General features: G+C 63.3%; 21 protein-coding genes. 15 read left to right on the forward strand and 6 right to left on the reverse strand.

Translation table 11 applies throughout. The features are described from left to right. Positions 1-136 precede the first annotated feature (136 nt). From EWF95_RS12810 to EWF95_RS12830, 5 genes are all read left to right on the forward strand, one after another. Entirely contained in the window at positions 137-814 is a 678-nt protein-coding gene (locus EWF95_RS12810; protein WP_142444479.1) for a TetR/AcrR family transcriptional regulator, read from the forward strand. A 155-nt stretch (positions 815-969) separates the two neighbouring features. After that, positions 970-1,299 (forward strand): DUF5827 family protein, encoded by a 330-nt coding sequence (locus tag EWF95_RS12815; RefSeq protein WP_142444480.1) that lies wholly within the window; start codon positions 970-972, stop codon positions 1,297-1,299. Between the two features lie 3 nt (positions 1,300-1,302). Beyond that, positions 1,303-2,154 (forward strand): ATPase, encoded by an 852-nt coding sequence (locus EWF95_RS12820; protein ID WP_142444481.1) that lies wholly within the window; start codon positions 1,303-1,305, stop codon positions 2,152-2,154. Positions 2,155-2,198: 44 nt separating this feature from the next. Beyond that, positions 2,199-3,197, forward strand: a complete 999-nt coding sequence (gene thyA / locus EWF95_RS12825; RefSeq protein WP_142444482.1) for a thymidylate synthase — start codon at positions 2,199-2,201, stop codon at positions 3,195-3,197. Between the two features lie 2 nt (positions 3,198-3,199). Further along, a complete protein-coding gene (locus EWF95_RS12830; protein ID WP_394348589.1) occupies positions 3,200-3,727 on the forward strand; it encodes a dihydrofolate reductase in 528 nt (175 codons plus the stop codon). A 41-nt stretch (positions 3,728-3,768) separates the two neighbouring features. Here EWF95_RS12830 and EWF95_RS12835 read toward each other — a convergent pair whose 3' ends face one another. After that, complete coding sequence (locus EWF95_RS12835) at positions 3,769-5,319, reverse strand: sensor histidine kinase (RefSeq protein ID WP_142444484.1); 1,551 nt, start codon at positions 5,317-5,319, stop codon at positions 3,769-3,771. A 275-nt stretch (positions 5,320-5,594) separates the two neighbouring features. Here EWF95_RS12835 and EWF95_RS12840 point away from each other — a divergent pair, with 275 nt between their 5' ends. Next, a complete protein-coding gene (locus EWF95_RS12840; RefSeq protein ID WP_142444485.1) occupies positions 5,595-6,398 on the forward strand; it encodes an RIO1 family regulatory kinase/ATPase domain-containing protein in 804 nt (267 codons plus the stop codon). A gap of 73 nt (positions 6,399-6,471) precedes the next feature. On the opposite strand, the gene EWF95_RS12845 is transcribed toward EWF95_RS12840, so the two are convergent. Then, a complete protein-coding gene (locus EWF95_RS12845) occupies positions 6,472-6,921 on the reverse strand; it encodes a hypothetical protein (protein ID WP_142444486.1) in 450 nt (149 codons plus the stop codon). A 103-nt stretch (positions 6,922-7,024) separates the two neighbouring features. On the opposite strand from EWF95_RS12845, the gene EWF95_RS12850 reads away from it, so the two are divergent. Beyond that, a complete protein-coding gene (locus EWF95_RS12850) occupies positions 7,025-7,804 on the forward strand; it encodes a methyltransferase domain-containing protein (protein ID WP_142444487.1) in 780 nt (259 codons plus the stop codon). A 13-nt stretch (positions 7,805-7,817) separates the two neighbouring features. On the opposite strand, the gene EWF95_RS12855 is transcribed toward EWF95_RS12850, so the two are convergent. Next, positions 7,818-8,591, reverse strand: coding sequence for a DUF429 domain-containing protein (locus EWF95_RS12855; RefSeq protein WP_185911788.1), 774 nt, complete (start codon positions 8,589-8,591; stop codon positions 7,818-7,820). A 235-nt stretch (positions 8,592-8,826) separates the two neighbouring features. Further along, entirely contained in the window at positions 8,827-9,021 is a 195-nt protein-coding gene (locus EWF95_RS12860; protein WP_142444489.1) for a hypothetical protein, read from the reverse strand. A 160-nt stretch (positions 9,022-9,181) separates the two neighbouring features. Between EWF95_RS12860 and EWF95_RS12865 the strand changes: the two genes are divergently transcribed. The 6 genes from EWF95_RS12865 (at position 9,182) to EWF95_RS12890 (ending at position 14,568) form a co-directional block, all read left to right on the forward strand. Then, complete coding sequence (locus EWF95_RS12865; RefSeq protein ID WP_142444490.1) at positions 9,182-9,502, forward strand: cupin domain-containing protein; 321 nt, start codon at positions 9,182-9,184, stop codon at positions 9,500-9,502. Beyond that, the gene (locus tag EWF95_RS12870) at positions 9,503-10,096 is read left to right on the forward strand and encodes a flavin reductase family protein (protein ID WP_142444491.1); all 594 of its coding nucleotides are present in this window, start codon (positions 9,503-9,505) and stop codon (positions 10,094-10,096) included. 102 nt (positions 10,097-10,198) lie between these two features. Next, a complete protein-coding gene (locus EWF95_RS12875; protein WP_142444492.1) occupies positions 10,199-11,149 on the forward strand; it encodes an ABC transporter ATP-binding protein in 951 nt (316 codons plus the stop codon). After that, on the forward strand, positions 11,146-13,098 hold the full coding sequence (locus tag EWF95_RS12880) for an ABC transporter permease subunit (protein ID WP_142444493.1): 1,953 nt from the start codon (positions 11,146-11,148) through the stop codon (positions 13,096-13,098). Before EWF95_RS12875 ends, EWF95_RS12880 begins: the two co-directional genes overlap by 4 nt. Then, positions 13,091-14,188: an ABC transporter permease gene (locus EWF95_RS12885; protein ID WP_142444494.1), complete on the forward strand. Its 1,098-nt coding sequence runs from the start codon at positions 13,091-13,093 to the stop codon at positions 14,186-14,188. The genes EWF95_RS12880 and EWF95_RS12885 overlap by 8 nt, the downstream gene beginning before the upstream one ends. A gap of 119 nt (positions 14,189-14,307) precedes the next feature. Continuing rightward, positions 14,308-14,568: an MTH865 family protein gene (locus EWF95_RS12890; RefSeq protein ID WP_142444495.1), complete on the forward strand. Its 261-nt coding sequence runs from the start codon at positions 14,308-14,310 to the stop codon at positions 14,566-14,568. A gap of 104 nt (positions 14,569-14,672) precedes the next feature. Here EWF95_RS12890 and EWF95_RS12895 read toward each other — a convergent pair whose 3' ends face one another. Both EWF95_RS12895 and EWF95_RS12900 read right to left on the reverse strand, forming a co-directional pair. Continuing rightward, positions 14,673-15,182: a hypothetical protein gene (locus EWF95_RS12895; protein ID WP_142444496.1), complete on the reverse strand. Its 510-nt coding sequence runs from the start codon at positions 15,180-15,182 to the stop codon at positions 14,673-14,675. 159 nt (positions 15,183-15,341) lie between these two features. Beyond that, a complete protein-coding gene (locus tag EWF95_RS12900) occupies positions 15,342-15,587 on the reverse strand; it encodes a YhbY family RNA-binding protein (RefSeq protein WP_142444497.1) in 246 nt (81 codons plus the stop codon). Between the two features lie 236 nt (positions 15,588-15,823). Here EWF95_RS12900 and EWF95_RS12905 point away from each other — a divergent pair, with 236 nt between their 5' ends. Beyond that, the gene (locus tag EWF95_RS12905) at positions 15,824-16,996 is read left to right on the forward strand and encodes a tubulin/FtsZ family protein (protein ID WP_142444498.1); all 1,173 of its coding nucleotides are present in this window, start codon (positions 15,824-15,826) and stop codon (positions 16,994-16,996) included. A gap of 48 nt (positions 16,997-17,044) precedes the next feature. After that, on the forward strand, positions 17,045-18,646 hold the full coding sequence (locus EWF95_RS12910) for a tubulin/FtsZ family protein (protein WP_142444499.1): 1,602 nt from the start codon (positions 17,045-17,047) through the stop codon (positions 18,644-18,646). Positions 18,647-18,715 lie beyond the last annotated feature (69 nt).

Here is an 18,715-nt window from a genome sequence, read left to right on the forward strand (position 1 = left end):
ACGGTTTGCTGTAGGAAGTTACCGTTCGACCGCCGCCCGGTGGGCGGTCGAGGCGGTAACCGTCTACAGCAAACAGTATCAATCATCCTGTACCCTGTGACAAGCTATTTCTCTTGGAGTGGACTAACAGGCTGGTATGAGCAACGAGAGCGCGTCCAGCAGGGAGCCCCCCGACACGCGTGAGGAGATTATGCATGCGACCTACAACGCGTTGCACAAACACGGGTACGCCGGCCTCTCCATTTCGCGCATCGCTGAGGAGGGCGACTTCAGCAAGTCGACGTTCTATCACCACTTCGATGACAAAGACGATATCCTGCTTTCGTTTGCCGATTTCATTATCCTCCAGTTCGAGCAGGGGTTGGATCGCGAATCGACGAGGGGCCCGATCGAGGAACTCTACCTGTTCATGAACTTCGCCCTCGGCAACCATCCACTTGCAGAGGGCCGACCTGATGCAGTCGAACGGATGGGCGTCTGGATCGAGCTCCGCTCGCAGTCGATTCATGATCCGGCGTTCGCCGAGAAATTCACCGAGACGACCGATAAGTACGTCGAGCATCTCACCGGAATCATTGCCGATGGTATCGAACAGGGAGTGTTCAACGATGTTGATGCCCGGAAAACAGCGATCTACCTGCTTACGACAGTCGATGGGGCCATTCTCCAAGTAACAACTCGAACGGACGACCTGCGGCCGGTGGTGTGGGAGCATATGAACGAGTACATCAAGGACTACGTCATTCGCGGCGACATTGATCTCGACGAGTTACCCTTCGACGCCGAGTTCGAGCTGTCTGCCGGTACGGAATAAGGGGCGGTTGGTATACGATGGGTCTCTTTTGCCCGCCCCGTTCCGCTCTTCGGGCGATTCATGTGCCGTCGTGGGCCTCTTTGCAAGCGTGACTTCTTCGACCCGTTCCGTCGGAATCCGTACCGTTTTCGGGGTCGGCACCCCTACAGGTCGGTATGCCACGCCCGAAAGACGCCTTCGACGACCTGTATCCCTGCGATTTCTACACGCCCGAAGAACTGCTTGACGATGGGATGATGTACTCCGTCTACGAGATCGCTCGCCTGCTACAGGGGCTTGAGGCCGACGCCGAGATCGACGAGGGCGTCGAGGATGTGCTGCTCGATTGGGCGATCCCGTGGATCATGCGCCACTCCGAGACCCTCGTGATCGCCGAACCGCCGACCGAGGAAGAACCCGGTTACTACGGCCTCAAAGATGAGAGTGACGACGGTGCTGACGACACCGACAGTGCTGCCGACACCGACAGCGACACAGACAACTGACCGATGAAGCTACTCGTCGCCGGCGACGCCCGCGTTGACGCCGGCAAAACGACGTTCGCCGCCGGCCTGCTGGCAGCCATCGACGGCGCGGTCGGCTTCAAACCACGTGCCGGCAACGACTACTGGTACGACCACGACGACGCCGCGGCCGCCCTCGATTCCGGTCGGCTCTACGGAAAAGATGTCGCCACGCTCGCAGCTGCTGGCGACACTGAGTTGCGTGAGGAACAGCTCAATCCTGTCCATCGCCTCTGGCGGCCGACACCCGACCGAACCGGGATGCTCGGCGAAGCCGGCCGGACGTTTCTCGTCGATCGCGTGACGACAGCCGACGAACCATCGTTCGTCGTCAACGGCGTCGCCGAGGACGCCGGACTCCTGCCCGGTCTCGTTGCCGAGTCGCTCCCGCTGGACGACGCTCCCCGCGTCGACAGCGTCGAGCGATTCAACGATGTGATGGCCGAGCGGTATCTGCCGGCCTTCGAGCGCGTGACCGACCGGATCGCCGAGACGACGCCTGCGGTCGTCGAGTCCTACGCCGACATCGCCCTGCCGGTCGACGGGATCGCCTTCGACGCGGTTGCCGTTGTTGGCCCGACGCGCGTTCGGCTCTACGACGGCGCACGCTATCTGAAAGCCTACGAGGTCGCTAGCGGAAGCGACCGCGAGGGCCAACTGGAAGAGCGCGTCGACCGTGTTGTTGGGATGATCGAGCCGGTGTCGACACGCACGCTACAGCCACTCAGCAGCGACGAGCGTGGCGATCCCGCCTGCGTCGCCGACGCCTACGCCGACGTATATGAGTCGCTGCTGGACGTGGCTCTCAGCGACCTCCAAGCCGATCGCGGCCGGTAGCGCAATACACTTGTAGCCGGCTCCGGTGGAACTACCAAGCCGCAATGCAGCAGTATCTCGATCTCGTCGCCGACACGCTTGCCGGCGGCGGGCACAAACCGAACCGCACCGGCGTCGATACCATCGCCTCCTTCAGCCAGCAGTACAAAGTCGACCTCCAGGAGGGATTTCCACTGCTGACGACAAAGGATCTCTCGGGCTTTCGCTGGAACTCGCTGATCCACGAGTTCAAGTGGTATCTGAGCGGCGAGGAACACATCCGCAACCTCCGCGAAGAAACCGGAATCTGGGACGCGTGGGCCGACGAAGAGGGCCGCCTCGACACCGCCTACGGTCGCTTCTGGCGACGGTTTCCCGTTCCCGACGAGGGCCTTGACGGCGAGGCGTGGCCCGACGACGACCACCAGTGGCGCAACGATGACGGCACCTTCGATCAGATCCAGTACGTCGTCGACACCCTCAACGAGTCGCCGAACTCCCGGCGGCTCGTCGTCTCGGCGTGGCACCCGGCCAACGCCGCGGTGAGCACGCTGCCACCCTGCCATTATACCTTCGTGTTCAACGTCCAAGGCGACCAGCTGAACTGCCATCTCACCCAGCGATCCGGCGATATCGCGCTGGGCGTCCCGTTTAATATCGCGGCCTACTCGCTGCTCACCCACGCCGTCGCCCAGGAAACCGGCTTCGAGGTCGGCGAGTTCGGCCACACCGTCGTCGACGCCCACGTCTACTGTGGCACCGACGCCCGCGGCGACTGGTACGCCGACAATCTCGATCGCCTCCAAGAGCGACTTGCGGGTGTAGAGTCCCGGGCGGACTATCTCGCTGTCCGCGACTGGCTCGAAACAGAGGCCCCCGACGAAACCGAGGAGACCGAGGGCTACGATCACGTCCCCGGACTGCTTACCCAACTGTCGCGGGAACCCCGCTCTCGGCCACGCATCGAGATCGCCGACAAACCGCTTGATTCCCTCGATTTCGAGGATATCGAACTGCTCGACTACGATCCCGCCGACGGGATCAGTTTCGCGGTCGCCGAATGACGATGACTGACACAGCCGCCGACAGCGACGACCCACCCCTCGCCCTGATCGCCGCGGTCGCCGCCAACGGCGTCATCGGCGACGACGGCGAGATGCCGTGGCACCTCCCCGAGGATCTCCAACACTTCAAGAAGACGACGATGGGCAACCCCGTCATCATGGGTCGCCGCACCTACGAGTCCATCGCCGCCCGGATCGACGGCCCGCTGCCGGGCCGACACAATATCGTGTTGAGCCGGGGCGAGCCCGATCTGCACGAGGGCGTCGTTGTCGTCGACTCGATCGATGCTGCTGTCGCCGAGGCCAACGCTGTTTGTGAACTCGATGACAACGCGGATCGCGTCTTCGTGATCGGCGGGGCGACCGTCTACGAGCAGTTTCTCGACCGGGCCGATGAATTGGTGTTGACCGAACTCGACGACGCCTACACGGGCGACACCGAGTTCCCCGAGTGGGACGACAGCGAGTGGCAGGAAGTCGACCGCGACGAGCGCGACGGCTTTGGGTTTGTCACCTATCGTCGCCGGTAGCCAGCCCTGCTGTCTGCCGTCGACGGTAGCAAAACGCCCGCTCAGTCGTTGTTTCTGGTCGTTGTGCCGATCGGTTCGCTATCGCCCATCGAGCTGTTGGCAAACGGGATCCCGTCGGCGACACCGGCCGGCCGCTGATCCTCAAGGGTGTCCCACTCGTCGGCATCGGCGGCCGGGAACGACAGCGTCACGATCGTCCCGCGCGGGGAGTTTTGTGCGATCGACATCGAGCCATCCATCCCGTCGACGATCCATTTGACCAGCCAGAGCCCAAGCCCGCTGATGTGTTCCAACGGTGTTTCGGCCTCGTTGGTGATCGCGCGCCGCTCGCCTTTCGGGATCCCGGGCCCGTTGTCGCTGATCTCGACCTGAACTCGGTTTGTCTCGTGGCGGCGTTCGACTTCGACTTCGATCTCCGGACAGCTGTTGTCGTTGTGGACGATGGAGTTGTCGAGGACGTTTCGGATCGCCGTTCGGATGAGCGTGTTGCCGATGATGGTGCTCTCGTCGATCCGCGAGCGGATGATAATGCTCGGATGCTCGTCGTGGATCGCGCTGATCTCCTCGCGGACGATCTGGGCGATGTTGATCTGGCGGAGCTGTCGGTTGACGCCGTGAAGCTGTTGGTCGATCGTCCGCACCTTATCGCCGAGATTCACCAAGGAAAGTGCCTTCTGGCGGATCGTCTCGGCGTGGTCTGTCACCTGGTCGTCGTCAGTCTGGAGCAGCATATCGGCGTGGCCGACGACGACGTTCATATCGTTCCGCAGATCGTGGCGGAGGATGCGGTTCATCACCTGCCGGCGTTGCTCAAACTGGTGGCGGTCGGTCACATCGCGGGCAGTGACGATCAGCCCCTCGACGGCCGGCAGCGACCCGTTTTCCCGCACCGAGACCTCGAACATCCGCCAGCCGTTGCCCGCTGTCTCCAGCCGACAGTGGTGGATGCTTATCTCGCTGGTCTCGGCGGCGTCTTCGAGCGCGGTTTTCAGGGTCGCCCGATCGTCGGGATGGACGGAATCGAGGAGATCAGCCGAGACGGAGATCTCACTCGGCGATTTCGTCGTCGTCTCCGTGGGATCGCTCACGTACCGCACGGTGCCATCCGAGCGGACGACCACCACCGTATCCGACGTATACCCCATCGCCGTCTTGAACTGCGATTCGATCCGGCGTTGGGCGCTGATCTCCTCGAACAACAGCAGCCGATCGGCCGCGGCCGCCGATACCGATTCCGCCGAGACAACAAAACAGCGTTCGATATCACCCTGTGGCACGACGAGCTCCACGCCGTCACTGTGTCTCCGCAGCCCCGCCTTGTCGTTGACCCCACTCGGCTCGGGTGCTGACGCCAGCGTTGCCTCCGAGAGTGATTCTCCGGGCGACAGCTCTTGGAGGTACTCGCCGAGTGGCAACCCCTCGGCGACAGGGGTATCGCCCAGCTCATCCGACAGCCCGAGCTCGGTGCGAACGGACTCGTTTGTCTGTTGGATCCGGTCGTCCGCGTCAACGACAACCACACCAGCGTCGATCGCTGAGAGAACCGCATCGGCCAGCCCGGCGTCGACGGACTCCCTTGGCGGCCGGCTCATACCAGACCACCCGCTAGGGGATGCGAAGAGAGTGTCGACAGAGTGGTATGTAAGGTTTCAAACATCTGTCGAAAGATTCCAGTTGATACTGGGTACCACATGAACATATATAATACACTCGGTCGAAATCTCCAGCTGAAACACTAGATGATGATATGTTTTTACCGAGCAGCTGTCAGTTGTGGCCGCTACCTTTGGGGCGCGGATTCGATCGGTCTGAGAGGGTGATACCGACAGCCGGATGTTTATATCCGCCCACGTCATTCCCTCCGGTAGTGTCCCTCCGCCGATTCGTTCGCGGCCAACCCAGTTGGTCGGCGATCGAGACCGTCGTTCGCGCCGTTGTTGAGCGATACGATCGGTCGCCCGCTCAGGTTCGGTTTCTGGAGGCCGACAACTGGCTGTCGACGCCGGTCGTCATCGACGACGCGCTGTTTGTCAAGGTGATCAGCCAGCAGAACACGCTGGTACACGCGCTGTTTACCACCGGCCGGAACCTGGGAGCGGTCTCCAGCGGGACGGCCGGCTTCTTCGAATCCTTCCAGTCGCCCGCCGAGATGGCACGCCACGAGCTGGAGGCAACCCGTGAGATGCGGGAACTCGGGCTCAACACCCCGGAGCCGATCGAGGCCTTCGATGTCGAAGGGTATGGCGTCGTTGTCTTCGAGTATCTCCCGGAGTTTCGCTCGCTGGATGCCCTCGACCCTGAGACCGAATCCTGGGTTGCCGAGGAGCTGTTTGCCTCGCTTCGAACCCTCCACGACGGGGGCTTGGCCCACGGCGACCTTCGGGCCGAAAACGTGTTGCTGCTGGATGACGCGCTCTACTTCATCGATGCGACAAGCGTCGACAGCGACGCACGCGAGGGGATTCAGTCATACGACCTGGCCTGCGCGCTGGCGGCCCTCGAACCGATTCTCGGCGCGCGGGCGGCGGTTGGGGCCGCCGAAGCGTCGTACTCGACGGGCGAGCTGCTGTCGGCTGCCGACTTTCTGCATTTTGTCCAACTCCGCCCGGATCATGACTTTGCGGCCGCCGGGCTCAGAAGCGAGATCGAGCACCGCGCCACCGCGGAGTAGCTGCCGCCGCCACTGTCACCCTGTCGACAACGCGTTAGACGGGAGCGATCGCGTTGAAAGCCACCGCATTCGCTTACTCCGCCGTCGATGGCACCGCATCAAGCTCCGCCAACGCGGCGTCGATCACGGCCGCCTCGACGAGGTCGCGTGTCTCGGTCATGGGGTCGTCGGCATCAGCCAACACCTCCCGGCTCCGTTCTAACAGGCGGCTTTCCATCTCGGCGTGGTCGACAGCGTCCTTCGTCTCGTTGAGCATGGCCTCGAAATCTTCTCGGAGGTCGAAGGAGGCGTAGGCGACATTGCACCGCGACAGCGGGTGGTGATCCATCTCCACTGCGAGATCACGAACCAGCTCCCAGTCGTCGGCACAAAACTGGAGCGTCACCGGGGTGACGATATCCTGCCAGGCGATCGGGCCGCTGTTTTCCATCAGCGTCACCGCCCGCGGTGGGACTTCGATCCGCCGGTCGGTCGTCGGGCTACCACAGAGACAACACGGCGTGTCGGTGCGCCCGGTAAACATACCCGTGGTAGGTGGTCGAGAGATATGGAACTTCCGGCGATGGGCACCAGATTACACAGTTGCCCCCTGGACTATAAGCGGGTTGTCGACAACGGGACAACCCATGACCGACTCGGAGTCGACGATGACCAACGAGTGGGACGGCAGCGAGTACGATGCGACCTGTGAGTTCGTCCACGACGCCGCAAGCGACCTCGTCGATGTCCTCGATCCCCAGTCCGGCGAGCGCGTCCTCGATCTCGGCTGTGGCACCGGCCACCTGACGGAAGCGATCCGCGAGCGCGGCGCGACCGCTGTCGGCATCGACAGCGCGGAGTCGATGATCGCCGAAGCCCGCGAGCAGTACCCCGACTGCGAGTTCGGCCACGCCGACGCCCGGCACTACGAGTCCGACGACTCCTTCGACGCGGTGTTCTCGAACGCCGCCCTTCACTGGATCCCCGAGGTCGACCAAGATGCCCTACTCGACACTGTCGCCGACGCACTGGAACCGGGCGGCCGTTTCGTCGCCGAGTGTGGCGGCGTCGGCAACGTTGCGGCGATCAGAGCAGCCGTCGGCGATGCGCTCGCCGACCGGGGCTACGACAGCGACAATCCATGGTATTTCCCGAGTATCGGCGAGTACGCCAGCCGGCTCGAAGCCCACGAGTTCGAGGTTCGGATGGCGGAGCTGTTCGACCGGCCGACGACGCTGGACGGTGGCGACGACGGCCTCCGCGGGTGGCTCGACATGTTCGGCGATCCCGTCTTCGGCCCGCTCTCAGAGGCCGAACAGGACGCGGTCGTCAGCGAGGTCGAGGACGCGCTCCGCGAGGAGCTGTTCCGCGATGGCTCGTGGGTCGCCGACTACCGACGGCTGCGGTTCGTCGCCGTCAAACCCTAATACGAGTCCGTCGCTACTGCTCTGCGAGCGCGACGAACGGCTCCCACGACGGTTCGATATCGGGCACGACGATCTGTTTTGGTAATCCGGCCGCGTCGGTCGGCGGTTCGGCCGGCAGCGACGTGAGTTCGTGCTGGCCGGCCGCGGCCAGCGCAAGGGCATCGATGATGTCGTCGCGTGCGACGTGTTTCCGGTAGTAGTCGTCGAGCGCGGCCTCGTAACAGGCTCGCCAGCCGTCGAGTTCGGTGTCGAAGATCCCGAACCGCGCGGCCCGCCCCGCCGTCATCGCTTTCGGCTGGGCGACTGGATACCAGTCGTTGAACGCGGCGAAACAGCACTCGGGGTGGCTCTCGACGATGTCGATCGCGGGCGATTCCTCGCGGAGCAGGCGGTCGATTTCGGCGATCTTCGTCGTGATGTTCCAGGCCTGCTTGGAGAGGCCCGAGCCGAGATGCTCACGCTGGAGTTCGTTGGCGCGGTCGTACTCAGTGTCGCTGCCCGACTCGCTGGCGTACTCGACGACCGCACGGCAGGGAACCGGAAACACCGACCGGCCGCGCGCGCCGAGTCGCTCGCGGGCGACGCTGTCGCACTTGCGTGACTCCGACTCAGGTAGGCCAATCGGCATATCGACCAAAATGCGGTCGGCGGTCGTGTGGGCGTCAACGACGGCGGCGAACTCGTCGTAGCGGTCGCTCTCGAAGCCGCCCGCCGCGGTCGGCCAAACAGCGAGCCAACCGCCGGCACAGCCATCGACGCCGACGGCGTACTCCGGTGGTGTCGTCATTGGCATTGGATTGTTGTTGTGGCTAAAGGGCCTGCCGGTCGATTTTGACGATCCGTTTCGGGATTCAAACCGAGGCACAGCAACAAGAATTGAAAGCCCTCGACGCGCTTTCAGTCCACCAGGATGGCGGTTGGTCGCCCGGTGTTTCAACGGAGCGTGTCATAGAACGATTCGCTACGGAGTTAGTTTCAACTCACTCTGCTTGGATCAGGCGGTACGTAGGTCTGCGAACTCCTCAATCAGGACTTGAGTCGCTCTGGTTTCGTTTACTCAATCCTGTTTCGATTGCAGCACCAAGTGCTACTCCGATTGCAAGCCAAAGTCCGATGTTCTCCGTAGCAGAACCGATTGCAACTCCGATTGCCATTCCGATCATCATCCCTATTCCTCTGTCTTTTCTGCTCGATCCAGACTCCTCTTCATCGCTCATGTACGATTATGCGACTGTAGCAGGTCGTAAGTCTACCGTCCCTATGTATCACCGCGACAAATCCAAGAAACATCCTATGACACGCTGTCAACGACCTATTTGCACTCTCCGACCCCCACGGCCGAAGCCTACTTTGTCGTTGCCGGTAAACCCGAAAACGATGTCCTACACGAAAGTCGAATACGAGGACGTAGAGCCGGTCGGCGGCGGTCTCCGGTTCCTCCGGGAGCCGCTGGGCTGCGAACAACTCGGAATCTCGGTGCTGGACTGCGAGCCGGGATGGAGCGGCAAACTCCACGATCACGGTGACCAACAGCAGGAAGAAGTCTACTTCCTCGTCGAGGGCGCGGCGACGATCACCATCGACAACGAGGCCGTCCCGCTGGAGGCCGGCGAGGCCGTCCGCGTCGATCCCGACAGCGAGCGGCAGATCCACAACGGCGACGCGCCGAGCCAGTTCGTCCTTGTCGGCGCGCCATAGATGCCGACACGCGACGGCGCGCCCGACGACTTCGGCTCGGCCTATCGCTTGTTGTCGACGGCGATCACACCCAGGCCTATCGGCTGGATCTCGACGACGAGTACCGACGGCGTGGCCAACCTCGCACCCTACAGCTTCTGCAATGTCGTCGCCGTCGACCCGCCGGTCGTGATGTTCGCGCCGGTCGGCCGGGACGGCGGGCTGAAACACACGCCACGGAACGTCAAAGCGACCGAGGAGTTCGTCCTCAACACGGTCACCCGCGACCTCGTCGAAGCGATGAACGCCACGAGCGCGACGCTGCCGCCCGATGAAAGCGAGTTCGACCACCTCGACATCGAGCGCGCCGAATCGGTCGCCGTCGCGCCGCCGCGCGTCGCCGCCGCCCAGATCGCCTTCGAGTGCGAACTCTACGACTGGATCGAGGTCGGCAACAGCGTTCTGATACTCGGCGAGGTCGTCCACGCCCACGTCGATGAGAACGTCCTCACCGACGGCAAACCCGACATCACGAAACTGGAGACGGTCGGCCGTCTCGCCGGCAGCTACTACGCGGCGACCGACGACCGGTTTTCGATAGAGCGGCCGCCGTAGCCGAGTGGCGACCGGCGGCGACCGGCAACTCGCTGCCCTGCCGGCTATTATCGCTGATAGCCAAGGCCGTGTGTTTTTGTACGCTGCGGTGGCACACCAGGTATGATCGAGGTGTCGGGGCTGCGGAAGACCTACGGCGATTTCGCCGCCGTGGTCGGCAGCGATTTCGAGATCGAACGCGGCAAGATCTTCGGCGTCGTCGGCCCCAACGGCGCGGGCAAAACGACGACGCTGAAGATGCTCGCTGGCCTGATCGAACCGACCGCCGGCACCGCGACCGTCGCCGGCTTCGACGCTGGCGACCCCGAGATGCGCCACCAACTCGGCTTTCTGCCCGAGGAATCGCCGCTCTACGAGGATATGACCGCTCGCTCGTATCTCCGGTTTTTTGCGGATCTCTACGACGTACCGCGCGATGTTGCGAGCGACCGCATCGAATCGACGCTCGACCGTCTCGACCTCGAATACCGCGACCGCCGACTGGGCGATGTCTCAAAGGGGATGAAACGCAAGGTCGCCATCGCTCGCTCGCTGGTCAACGACCCCGACGTGCTCATCTACGACGAACCCGCAAGCGGCCTCGACCCGCTGACGACGAACTCGGTGCTGGATTTCACCGAGGAACTCCGCGAGGACGACAAAACGGTCGTTTTCAGCGCGCACAACCTCTATCACGTCGAGAGCGTCTGCGACCGGGTCGTCATCATGAACGAGGGCCGGATCATCGCCCGCGGCTCGGTGAGCGAGATCCGTGAGGAACACGGCGACACGAGCTATCGCGTCTTCAGCGACACCGCACTCGACGGGACGGAGCCGACCGCCGACGGCCGGCATCGTGCCGTCGTCGACACGATGGCTGAGGTCGAAGAATTGCAGGACGCAGCAAAGGCGGCCGGCGGTAGCGTCACCGACATCCGCACCGACGAGCCGAGCCTCGAATCCATCTTCCTCGAACTGACGGGCCAACAGATGCCAAGTCCGCGGACGGCGGCCGACACAGCACCGGCCGACGAGCCCGCGGCCGACCGACACGAGCTGGAGGACTCGCCGTGAGTCGGGGTGATCGCCTCCGAACACGGCTCACGACCATCGGTCGTCGCCTGCGCCGGATCGGACGGATCGCCCGCTGGGAGATCGGCCAGTCGACGAACAGCTACAACCGCCGCACACTCGCTGTCGTGGCTGTGCTCGTCGTGCTCGTCGGCAGCGTTGGAGCGTCGGCCGTCGCCCTCGGCGTCGCCTCGCCGGCCCCGAACACCGACATCTACCGGGTCGGCGTCGCCGCCGACAGCCCCTACAACGCGGTCATCGAGGACAACGCCGCCCTGACCGCACGCACCCCCTCTCGGAGCGCGTTGGCGACCGGCGAGATCGACCTGCTGGTCGGCGGGGTTCGACAGCCGACCGCCGGCCCTGGGCCGCGATCGCCGACCCTGCTCGTCGAAGCCGCCGACGGTGAGAAGGGTGCGGCCGCGTTGACCGCGTTTCGCTCGGCGGTGCAATCCTACAACGACCGGGCGATGGCACTGGAAGCAAACCAAACGGCGGCCTACCCGGTTATTGTCGAACTCCAGTATCTTCCGCAGTCAACGCTTGGCCCAGCCGCACCAACGAACGCCGGCAACCTGACCGATGGAACCGACGGATCAGAGGGCGACGCTGACGAGGACACCGACACCGAGCCCGACGCCAACGACACAGCTAATGGAACGAGTGGCAGCAGCGATGGTGACACGGCCGGCAGTGGTGATTCCACCGCAGGCACGGATGACGCCGATGGCGACGCGCCGCCGGTCGCTGACGGCGGCGGTGGGTCGCTGCTCGATCGCGCGCTGTTCGGCGGCGGCACCAGCGGCTCGCCGGCGGAGATCCAGCCGCCGTTCCCCTTTGGCTCGTTGCTGCTGGCGTTTCTGTTTCTGGTGCCGATGAACTTCGTGATCCAATCCTACGGGAGCAGCGTGCTCAACGAGCGGATCAGCCGCCGTGGTGAGCTCCTGTTGGTCGCACCCGTCGAGCGGCTGGATATCGTCGCCGGCAAAACCCTACCGTATGCTGCCATCGCGGTCGCCGTCACGGCGGTCATCGCCGCGGCGGTCGGTGGGGGGTTGCTGTCGGTGGCTGCGGTCGTCCCGATCGCGCTGACGTTTCTGGCGGCGACGTTCCTCGGCGCGATGTTCGCCCGATCGTTCAAGGAGCTGACGTTCGTGACGATCACGATCACCGTCTTCCTCACGAGCTACGTGTTCATCCCCTCGATCTTCACGAACGTAACCCCGATCGCGCTGATATCGCCGCTAACACTTGTCGTCATGGAGCTACAGGGTGAGGCCGTCAGCCTCGGGAGCTACCTGTTTTCGACCGGCCCGTTCTATACGAGCACCGCCGTGTTGTTCCTGCTTGGAACGGGCGTCTACCGCGAGGAGGATATGTTCTCGCAAAAGCCGGTGCCGCTGAAGTTCCTGGACGCGCTTGATGCGCGACTGAGTGGTGTTCGCTCGGTCGGCGTGTTGACCGCGCTGTTTCTCCCCTTGGTATTCATTGCTGAGTTGTTGGCGATCGCCGTGCTGTTCGTGTTGCCGATCGAGGTGTCGATCCCGCTGTTGCTCGTGGTGATCGCCGCCGTTGAGGAGGTCGCCAAAAGCATCCACATCTTCGCCGGCTTCGAGAGCGACCGGTTCGATCGGTCGGCCTCGACCGCGCTCGTGCTCGGGGCCGCCTCCGGGGTCGGCTTCTTTGTCGCCGAGAAGTTCACCGTCGTCGCCCAGTTGGTCGGGCTGCCCGACCTACAGCTCGGGCAGGCAGCCCTCCAGCCCGCCGGCATCGGGATCACGCCGTCGACAACGCTGCTGCTGTTGGCCGGGCCGTTGGTGTTGCATACGGTGACCGCCGGGGTGAGTGCCCTCGGCGCGCGCAAGCGGCTCCGATGGTATCTGGTCTCCTTGGTCGCCGCGACGGCGATCCACGCGGCGTACAATCTCGGGGTGGTGACGCTCTATGGCTGATCGAGACCTGCGGGATCGCTGGCACGCCATCGCTGACCGGTTCAGCGATCCTCGGCTCACCATCGCCGGCCGGGAGATCCGGGTGTTGGGCCGAGAGAAGACGATCCTCCTCGCGGTGGTCATCCAGCTGTTTGTCGCCGCCTTCGCTGGGTTTCTGGTCGTTGGTCTTGTCTCGCTGTACGATCCCGGCAGCGTCGAGGGCTACCAGATCGATGCCGCCGTGACCGGCGATGCGACCAACGAGATGCTGGCGGCGATCGAAGACCGACCGGCGATCGACGGCACGCGGTACGAAACGACCAGCGAGGCCTACGCCGACTTCCAGGATGGGGCGGTGAATACTGTGTTTCAGACAACCCGAAGCGACGGCCGCATCGAGGTGGTGATGACCGCTCCTGACGGGAGCATCGAGACGACACTCGTTGTCTCGGAGGGCCAGGAGGCGTTGCGCGCCCTGGAGCGAAATCTCCGCGCCGAGCGCGCCGGCTCGCTGGCCAACCCACCGCTGCCGTTGCCGCCTGACACCGGTGGCAACCCATACTACGATTTCACCTACACGATCCTGCTGCCGCTGTTGGTGTTCCTGCCGGTGTTTATCAGCGGCTCGATCACCGTCGACTCGCTGACCGCCGAAAGCGAGCAGGGCACCCTCGAACTGCTGCGTGTCGCGCCGGTGACGATGGTCGATATCGTTGACGGCAAGTCGGCGGCGATGATCGCTATCGCCCCCATACAGGCGGTCGCGTGGCTGGGGCTGCTCTCGCTGAACGGCGTGGCTGTCGCCAACGTCGCCCCGCTGGCCGTGCTTGTGGCCGCGGTGACGGCGATCGTCGTTGCCCTCGGGGTTGCTGTCTCGCTTTTGGCCCCTGATCGGCGATCCTCACAGCTGCTGTTTTCGGTCGGCGTGTTGTTGTTTTTCGGTGGCGCGACGCTGCTGCCCGGTGGCCCGGCCAACACCGCGGCGCGGCTGGCGATCGATAGCACGACGCCGCTGACGTGGCTGTCGGTTCTCGTGTATGTGGTGGTTGGGGTCGGGGCGATCGCTGCTGTCCGCCGGCTGGCGGAGCAAATCAACCCGAACGATCTGTAGCGACCCCCCGTTGCCGCCGGTTTCGACAACCGATGGGCTCCGAACAGAGGATACCGTGATGGTCTTCATCACCTCGGAGTAATGGAGTTTACAACCCCCGAGCCACCACCCTCGTCTCAATGACAACCCCTGAGACGGAGATTCGCCGGCAACTCACCGAGGTTTTCGGAGCCGCCAGCTATCCGGTGACCGACCCCTTCGAGCTGATTCCGGTGTTGCCTGATGGCGCGGCAACAACCTTCGAGGCCGGCGATGTGACGATCGGCGCGATGGAGCTCGGCATGGAGTACGCAGAGTATCAGGAATACCCCTACGAGAGCGTCGAACCCCTTGTCGAGGATCTGATGGCCGGGCTTCATGCTAACGACGTGTTTGGGTGAGACAGCACGTCGACAGTGCGCCGCGAGCTTATCTCCTGTTGAGTCGCTGCCGGATCAGTTGATACGAGATCGGGTGAGTACCTCTCGTCTCAGGTAAGCACCAATCACTCCTCGCAGGTACACTCATGGGAGAGTGCTGCCGTGTCGACGACATGGCTGTGAACTGCCTCCGCGAGATCGAACATGGCGGTCGCATGTTGGGCGGCCGCCCCGGTATCACGTGTTCGGGCGAGCGTCCGGTTGTCGCGGTGGAGCTGTTTGAGCTGTTTGGCCGTCGTCTCGCTGAGAAGTCCGAGGTCGCCAGCCCGACCGAATGCGGCGATCCGTCCGGATCCGGGCTTTCTGATTGTCTCACCGCGGCTGTGGGCCTGGGCGTCAAGCGAGTGTTCGATCGCCGCAAACGAGAGTTCGATACCGCTGGCGTGGTAGCCGCCGGGCTCTCGAAGCGAGCGGCAGGCCGTCAGGAGCCGACAGGCCGTTCGAAGCCTGACGACCGCGGTCTTGGTATCGGTTGCCTCAACCGTGGGCTCAGATGACTCCGACTCCGGCGGTGTATCGAAGGCGTCAACGGCTCGATCAACTGCGTCACGAATCGAGGTCGGCTCCTCACCCATCGTCTGTCTGGCCCCGTTGTGATGTGGCTGCTGACTGATACGGTTCCGATTGCATAGCCGGAGGTGCTCCCGAGGGCGGGAAATGTCTTTGGGCTACGATTTGCAGGAGGGTGGTCGGTGGTGTGATCGACAGGTTCGCTATCGCCAGCGATATAGAACTCAGCGCACCACAGCGGTGTTGCCGCGTGTTTCGATCAGATCGGCGTCAACGGCGTCGACCAACTCGGCTGCCAGCGTCTCGGTATCGTCGCTTCCGCGGGCAGCGCGGAGAAACTTCACCTTCACGAGTCGTCGATCCTGTAGCTGGTCGGCCAACTCCTCGGTTACTGACTCGATCCCGTGTTTGCCGACCCAGACCGTTACATCGAGATTGTGGGCTTCTTTGCGGAGCTCATCTGAAACCATTATACACCACCTACCGGCTGACCGGGTTTCAAGCTTTAGATAGCCGAGACACGCCCAAGAGGTGACGCGAGCAACGCCATCGCTCGGCTGGGCTGCCGATCGAAGAGGGGTGATTGGGGCCGATAAAGTGCCTCGCACATATCTCCGAGTCTGACATAGGTTAATAAGTCCAGAGTCCATTCCTCCAGCCAACGTATGGTCTCACTACCACGTGGTCGACTTCAGAGGAGTCGGCAATGAAACTCGCAACGATCGGCGTTGGGAATGCGGGGAGCAAAGTGATCGACCGGATGGTCGAGTTCGAGCAGGCAACCGGGCGCGATCTCTGCCGGCATACGCTCGTCATCAACACCGCACGGACGGATCTCGCCAAGCCGGAACACGTCCCCGAGGATCGACGGCTGCTGATCGGTGAGACCCACAAGAAGGCGAAAGGTCACGGCGTCGGCGGCGACGCCGCGATCGGCGCGGAGGTGGCAAAAACGGAGATCGACGAGATTCGCCGTATCTTCGACGACGTAGAGATACACGAGGTCGATGCGATCCTCGTCGCCGCCGGCCTTGGCGGCGGAACGGGCAGCGGGGCCGCTCCGGTCGTCATCGAGGAGCTCCAGAAGATGTACGACGAGCCTGTCTACGGTCTCGGGATGCTGCCGGGCAAATACGAGGGGGGCCGACCCGCGCTCAACTCCGCACGGTCGCTGCAGTCGTTCGTCAACAAGGTTGACAACTTCATCGCCTTCGACAACGACGCCTGGCGCTCTCGCGGCCAAACCATCGAAGAGGGGTACGAGGAGATGAACCGCGAGCTGGCGACTCGGATCGTGACGCTGCTGGCAGCCGGCGAGGTTGACGAAAGCGAGGTCGGCGAAAACGCCATGGACTCAAGTGACATCATGCGCACCATGGAGGTCGGCGGTGTTTCCTCGATCGGCTACGCCTCGACCGATGTCGATACACCCGACGACGGGCTGCTCTCTCGGTTCAGTGATGAGGAAGTCTCGGATATGGAGTCGACCGATGCGGCAAAGATCAAAGGGCTTGTTCGGCGCGCGGTCAACTCCCGGCTGACCGTTCCCTGTGATGTTGCGAGTGCCGAGCGCGCGCTGATCATCTTTGCGGGGCCACCATCGGAGATCTCCCGAAAGGGTGTCGAATCCGCCCGTGATTGGCTCGAACAGGAGACCGAAACGGTCGATGTGCTCGCCGGCGACGACCCACGAACAGGTTCAGATACACTCGCGGCGGTTGTGCTGCTGTCGAACGTGACCGATACCCCACGGATCAAGGAGATTCAGGATCAGGCGGTCGACGCCCAAGATACGATCCAACAGCAGGAAGCGGTCCGCGAGGAGGAGATCGAGTCGCTGATCACCGACGACAACAATGATCTCGATCCGATCGTTTAACGCTGCCGTCCGGTTGGCGACTGACGGGTACGCAGTGGAGGGCAGTGAATGAAGCTGTCGCTGTTCGGGGTCGGCGACGCGGGTACACGGCTGGTCGACAAGCTACTGCAAGCGGAGCTTGAGGCCGGCCGGAACTTTACCGATGGCAATGTGTTGGCGTTTAACACCGCCGCCGAGGCCTTCGGCGAGACAGACACCCTCCCCGAGGAGCGACAGATCCTGATCGGTGACACCCATTCGGCGGTCAATCAGTACGTCGAACCGGACGATGACGGCCCGGATACCGACGCCGCCAGCGCGACCGACCGAGATCACTCACCGGGCGTCGCCGGCGACCCGGAGCTCGGCGCGGAGGTCGCCGACGACGAGCTCCCGGAGATTCGCCGGGCGTTAGATCTCGTCGACGACACCGAGGTTGACGCGGCGATGGTCGTCGCCGGCTTCGGTGGCGGCACCGGCTGTGGCGTCGGCAGCGTCCTCTTAGAGGAGCTCAAAAGCATCTACGAGATCCCGGTGTACGTCCTTGGCCCGCTGCCGGCAGCGTCGGAATCCGACGAGCGCGCGCTCACGGCTGCGCGAGCGGTGCGAACGTTTGTCCCGCTGGCCGATGCTGTGTTGCCGATCGATAACGACTCATGGGCGCGGAGCAGTCAGCCGGTCGCTGAGGAGTACGACGAGATCAACGAGATGGTTGCGACCCGGATCCTTTCGCTGTTTGCGGCCGGGGAATCAGATCCGGCAACGGTCTCGGAGATGCGGATCGATCCGGCCGATGTGATGCGGACGCTGGATGTCGGCGGGCTCTCCTCGATCGGTCATGCGAGCATTGAGGTCGACACGGACGACGAGGGGCTGCTCGCCCGACTGATGCAACTGCTGGGGCTTGCAGAGGAGACCCCTGACACCCAAACCGATGCGGCAACGATCAAGCGACTCGTTCGCAGCGCGCTGAGCTCGAAGCTGACACTCCCCTGTGATATCGAATCGACCGACAGGGTGCTGGTGATCCTCTCGGGGCCGCCATCAGAGATCTCCAGAAAAGGGTTCGAAACCGGCCGATACCTGCTGGAAGAAGAGACAGGCACCGTCGAGGTGCTTGCCGGCGATGAGCCGCTCCCGAACGCCTCGGAGATCACGGCCACTGTGCTGTTTTCGAATGTGACGGACGTGCCCCGAATCGACGAACTCCAGGAGCGGGCGGTCGCCTATCAGCGCGAGCAGGACGCCGAGACAGCCGTGATCGACACGACAACCTCGATCGACGGGGCGACGATGATCGCCGCCGATGACTCGGCGGCGGCAACTGACGGCGACAGCGAACAGCCCTTCGAGTTCCACGGCCCCGAGGAACAGCGCGAAAACGGTGACGGAGGCGGTGATGACGCTGTCACCGCTGACGGCGACGCGGGCGAAATGACAGATGGCGACGCGAGCGAAATGGCAGATGACGACGCGAGCGAAATGGCAGATGACGACGCGAGCGAAATGGCAGATGACGACGCAAACGAAGGAACAGATGGTGATGCGGCCGATGCCCCAACAGACACCAACTCGACCGACACACCGGCTGACACTGACACCACCGTCGAAGACGATGAGACGAACACCGCGGCAGCCACATCGTCGGACGAACACGAATCATCTTCTTGAACCCGCGGCCACCAAGCGCGCGATAGTGCCATCCGGTCGGCTCATGATGCTCCGGTAGGCTGATAGCCC

The organism is Halonotius roseus, from assembly GCF_006861655.1.
Lineage (GTDB): Archaea > Halobacteriota > Halobacteria > Halobacteriales > Haloferacaceae > Halonotius > Halonotius roseus.

What these genes read in the sequence shown, in the direction of transcription:
- EWF95_RS12815 (WP_142444480.1), top strand. Translation starts at nt 970, where the DNA reads ATGCCACGCCCGAAAGACGCCTTCGACGACCTGTATCCCTGCGATTTC.
- EWF95_RS12900 (WP_142444497.1), bottom strand. Translation starts at nt 15,587, where the DNA reads ATGGTTTCAGATGAGCTCCGCAAAGAAGCCCACAATCTCGATGTAACG.
- EWF95_RS12830 (WP_394348589.1), top strand. Translation starts at nt 3,200, where the DNA reads ATGACTGACACAGCCGCCGACAGCGACGACCCACCCCTCGCCCTGATC.
- EWF95_RS12885 (WP_142444494.1), top strand. Translation starts at nt 13,091, where the DNA reads ATGGCTGATCGAGACCTGCGGGATCGCTGGCACGCCATCGCTGACCGG.
- EWF95_RS12820 (WP_142444481.1), top strand. Translation starts at nt 1,303, where the DNA reads ATGAAGCTACTCGTCGCCGGCGACGCCCGCGTTGACGCCGGCAAAACG.
- EWF95_RS12905 (WP_142444498.1), top strand. Translation starts at nt 15,824, where the DNA reads ATGAAACTCGCAACGATCGGCGTTGGGAATGCGGGGAGCAAAGTGATC.
- EWF95_RS12895 (WP_142444496.1), bottom strand. Translation starts at nt 15,182, where the DNA reads ATGGGTGAGGAGCCGACCTCGATTCGTGACGCAGTTGATCGAGCCGTT.
- EWF95_RS12845 (WP_142444486.1), bottom strand. Translation starts at nt 6,921, where the DNA reads ATGTTTACCGGGCGCACCGACACGCCGTGTTGTCTCTGTGGTAGCCCG.
- EWF95_RS12810 (WP_142444479.1), top strand. Translation starts at nt 137, where the DNA reads ATGAGCAACGAGAGCGCGTCCAGCAGGGAGCCCCCCGACACGCGTGAG.
- EWF95_RS12855 (WP_185911788.1), bottom strand. Translation starts at nt 8,591, where the DNA reads ATGACGACACCACCGGAGTACGCCGTCGGCGTCGATGGCTGTGCCGGC.
- EWF95_RS12890 (WP_142444495.1), top strand. Translation starts at nt 14,308, where the DNA reads ATGACAACCCCTGAGACGGAGATTCGCCGGCAACTCACCGAGGTTTTC.
- EWF95_RS12875 (WP_142444492.1), top strand. Translation starts at nt 10,199, where the DNA reads ATGATCGAGGTGTCGGGGCTGCGGAAGACCTACGGCGATTTCGCCGCC.
- thyA (WP_142444482.1), top strand. Translation starts at nt 2,199, where the DNA reads ATGCAGCAGTATCTCGATCTCGTCGCCGACACGCTTGCCGGCGGCGGG.
- EWF95_RS12850 (WP_142444487.1), top strand. Translation starts at nt 7,025, where the DNA reads ATGACCGACTCGGAGTCGACGATGACCAACGAGTGGGACGGCAGCGAG.
- EWF95_RS12910 (WP_142444499.1), top strand. Translation starts at nt 17,045, where the DNA reads ATGAAGCTGTCGCTGTTCGGGGTCGGCGACGCGGGTACACGGCTGGTC.
- EWF95_RS12870 (WP_142444491.1), top strand. Translation starts at nt 9,503, where the DNA reads ATGCCGACACGCGACGGCGCGCCCGACGACTTCGGCTCGGCCTATCGC.
- EWF95_RS12865 (WP_142444490.1), top strand. Translation starts at nt 9,182, where the DNA reads ATGTCCTACACGAAAGTCGAATACGAGGACGTAGAGCCGGTCGGCGGC.
- EWF95_RS12835 (WP_142444484.1), bottom strand. Translation starts at nt 5,319, where the DNA reads ATGAGCCGGCCGCCAAGGGAGTCCGTCGACGCCGGGCTGGCCGATGCG.
- EWF95_RS12860 (WP_142444489.1), bottom strand. Translation starts at nt 9,021, where the DNA reads ATGAGCGATGAAGAGGAGTCTGGATCGAGCAGAAAAGACAGAGGAATA.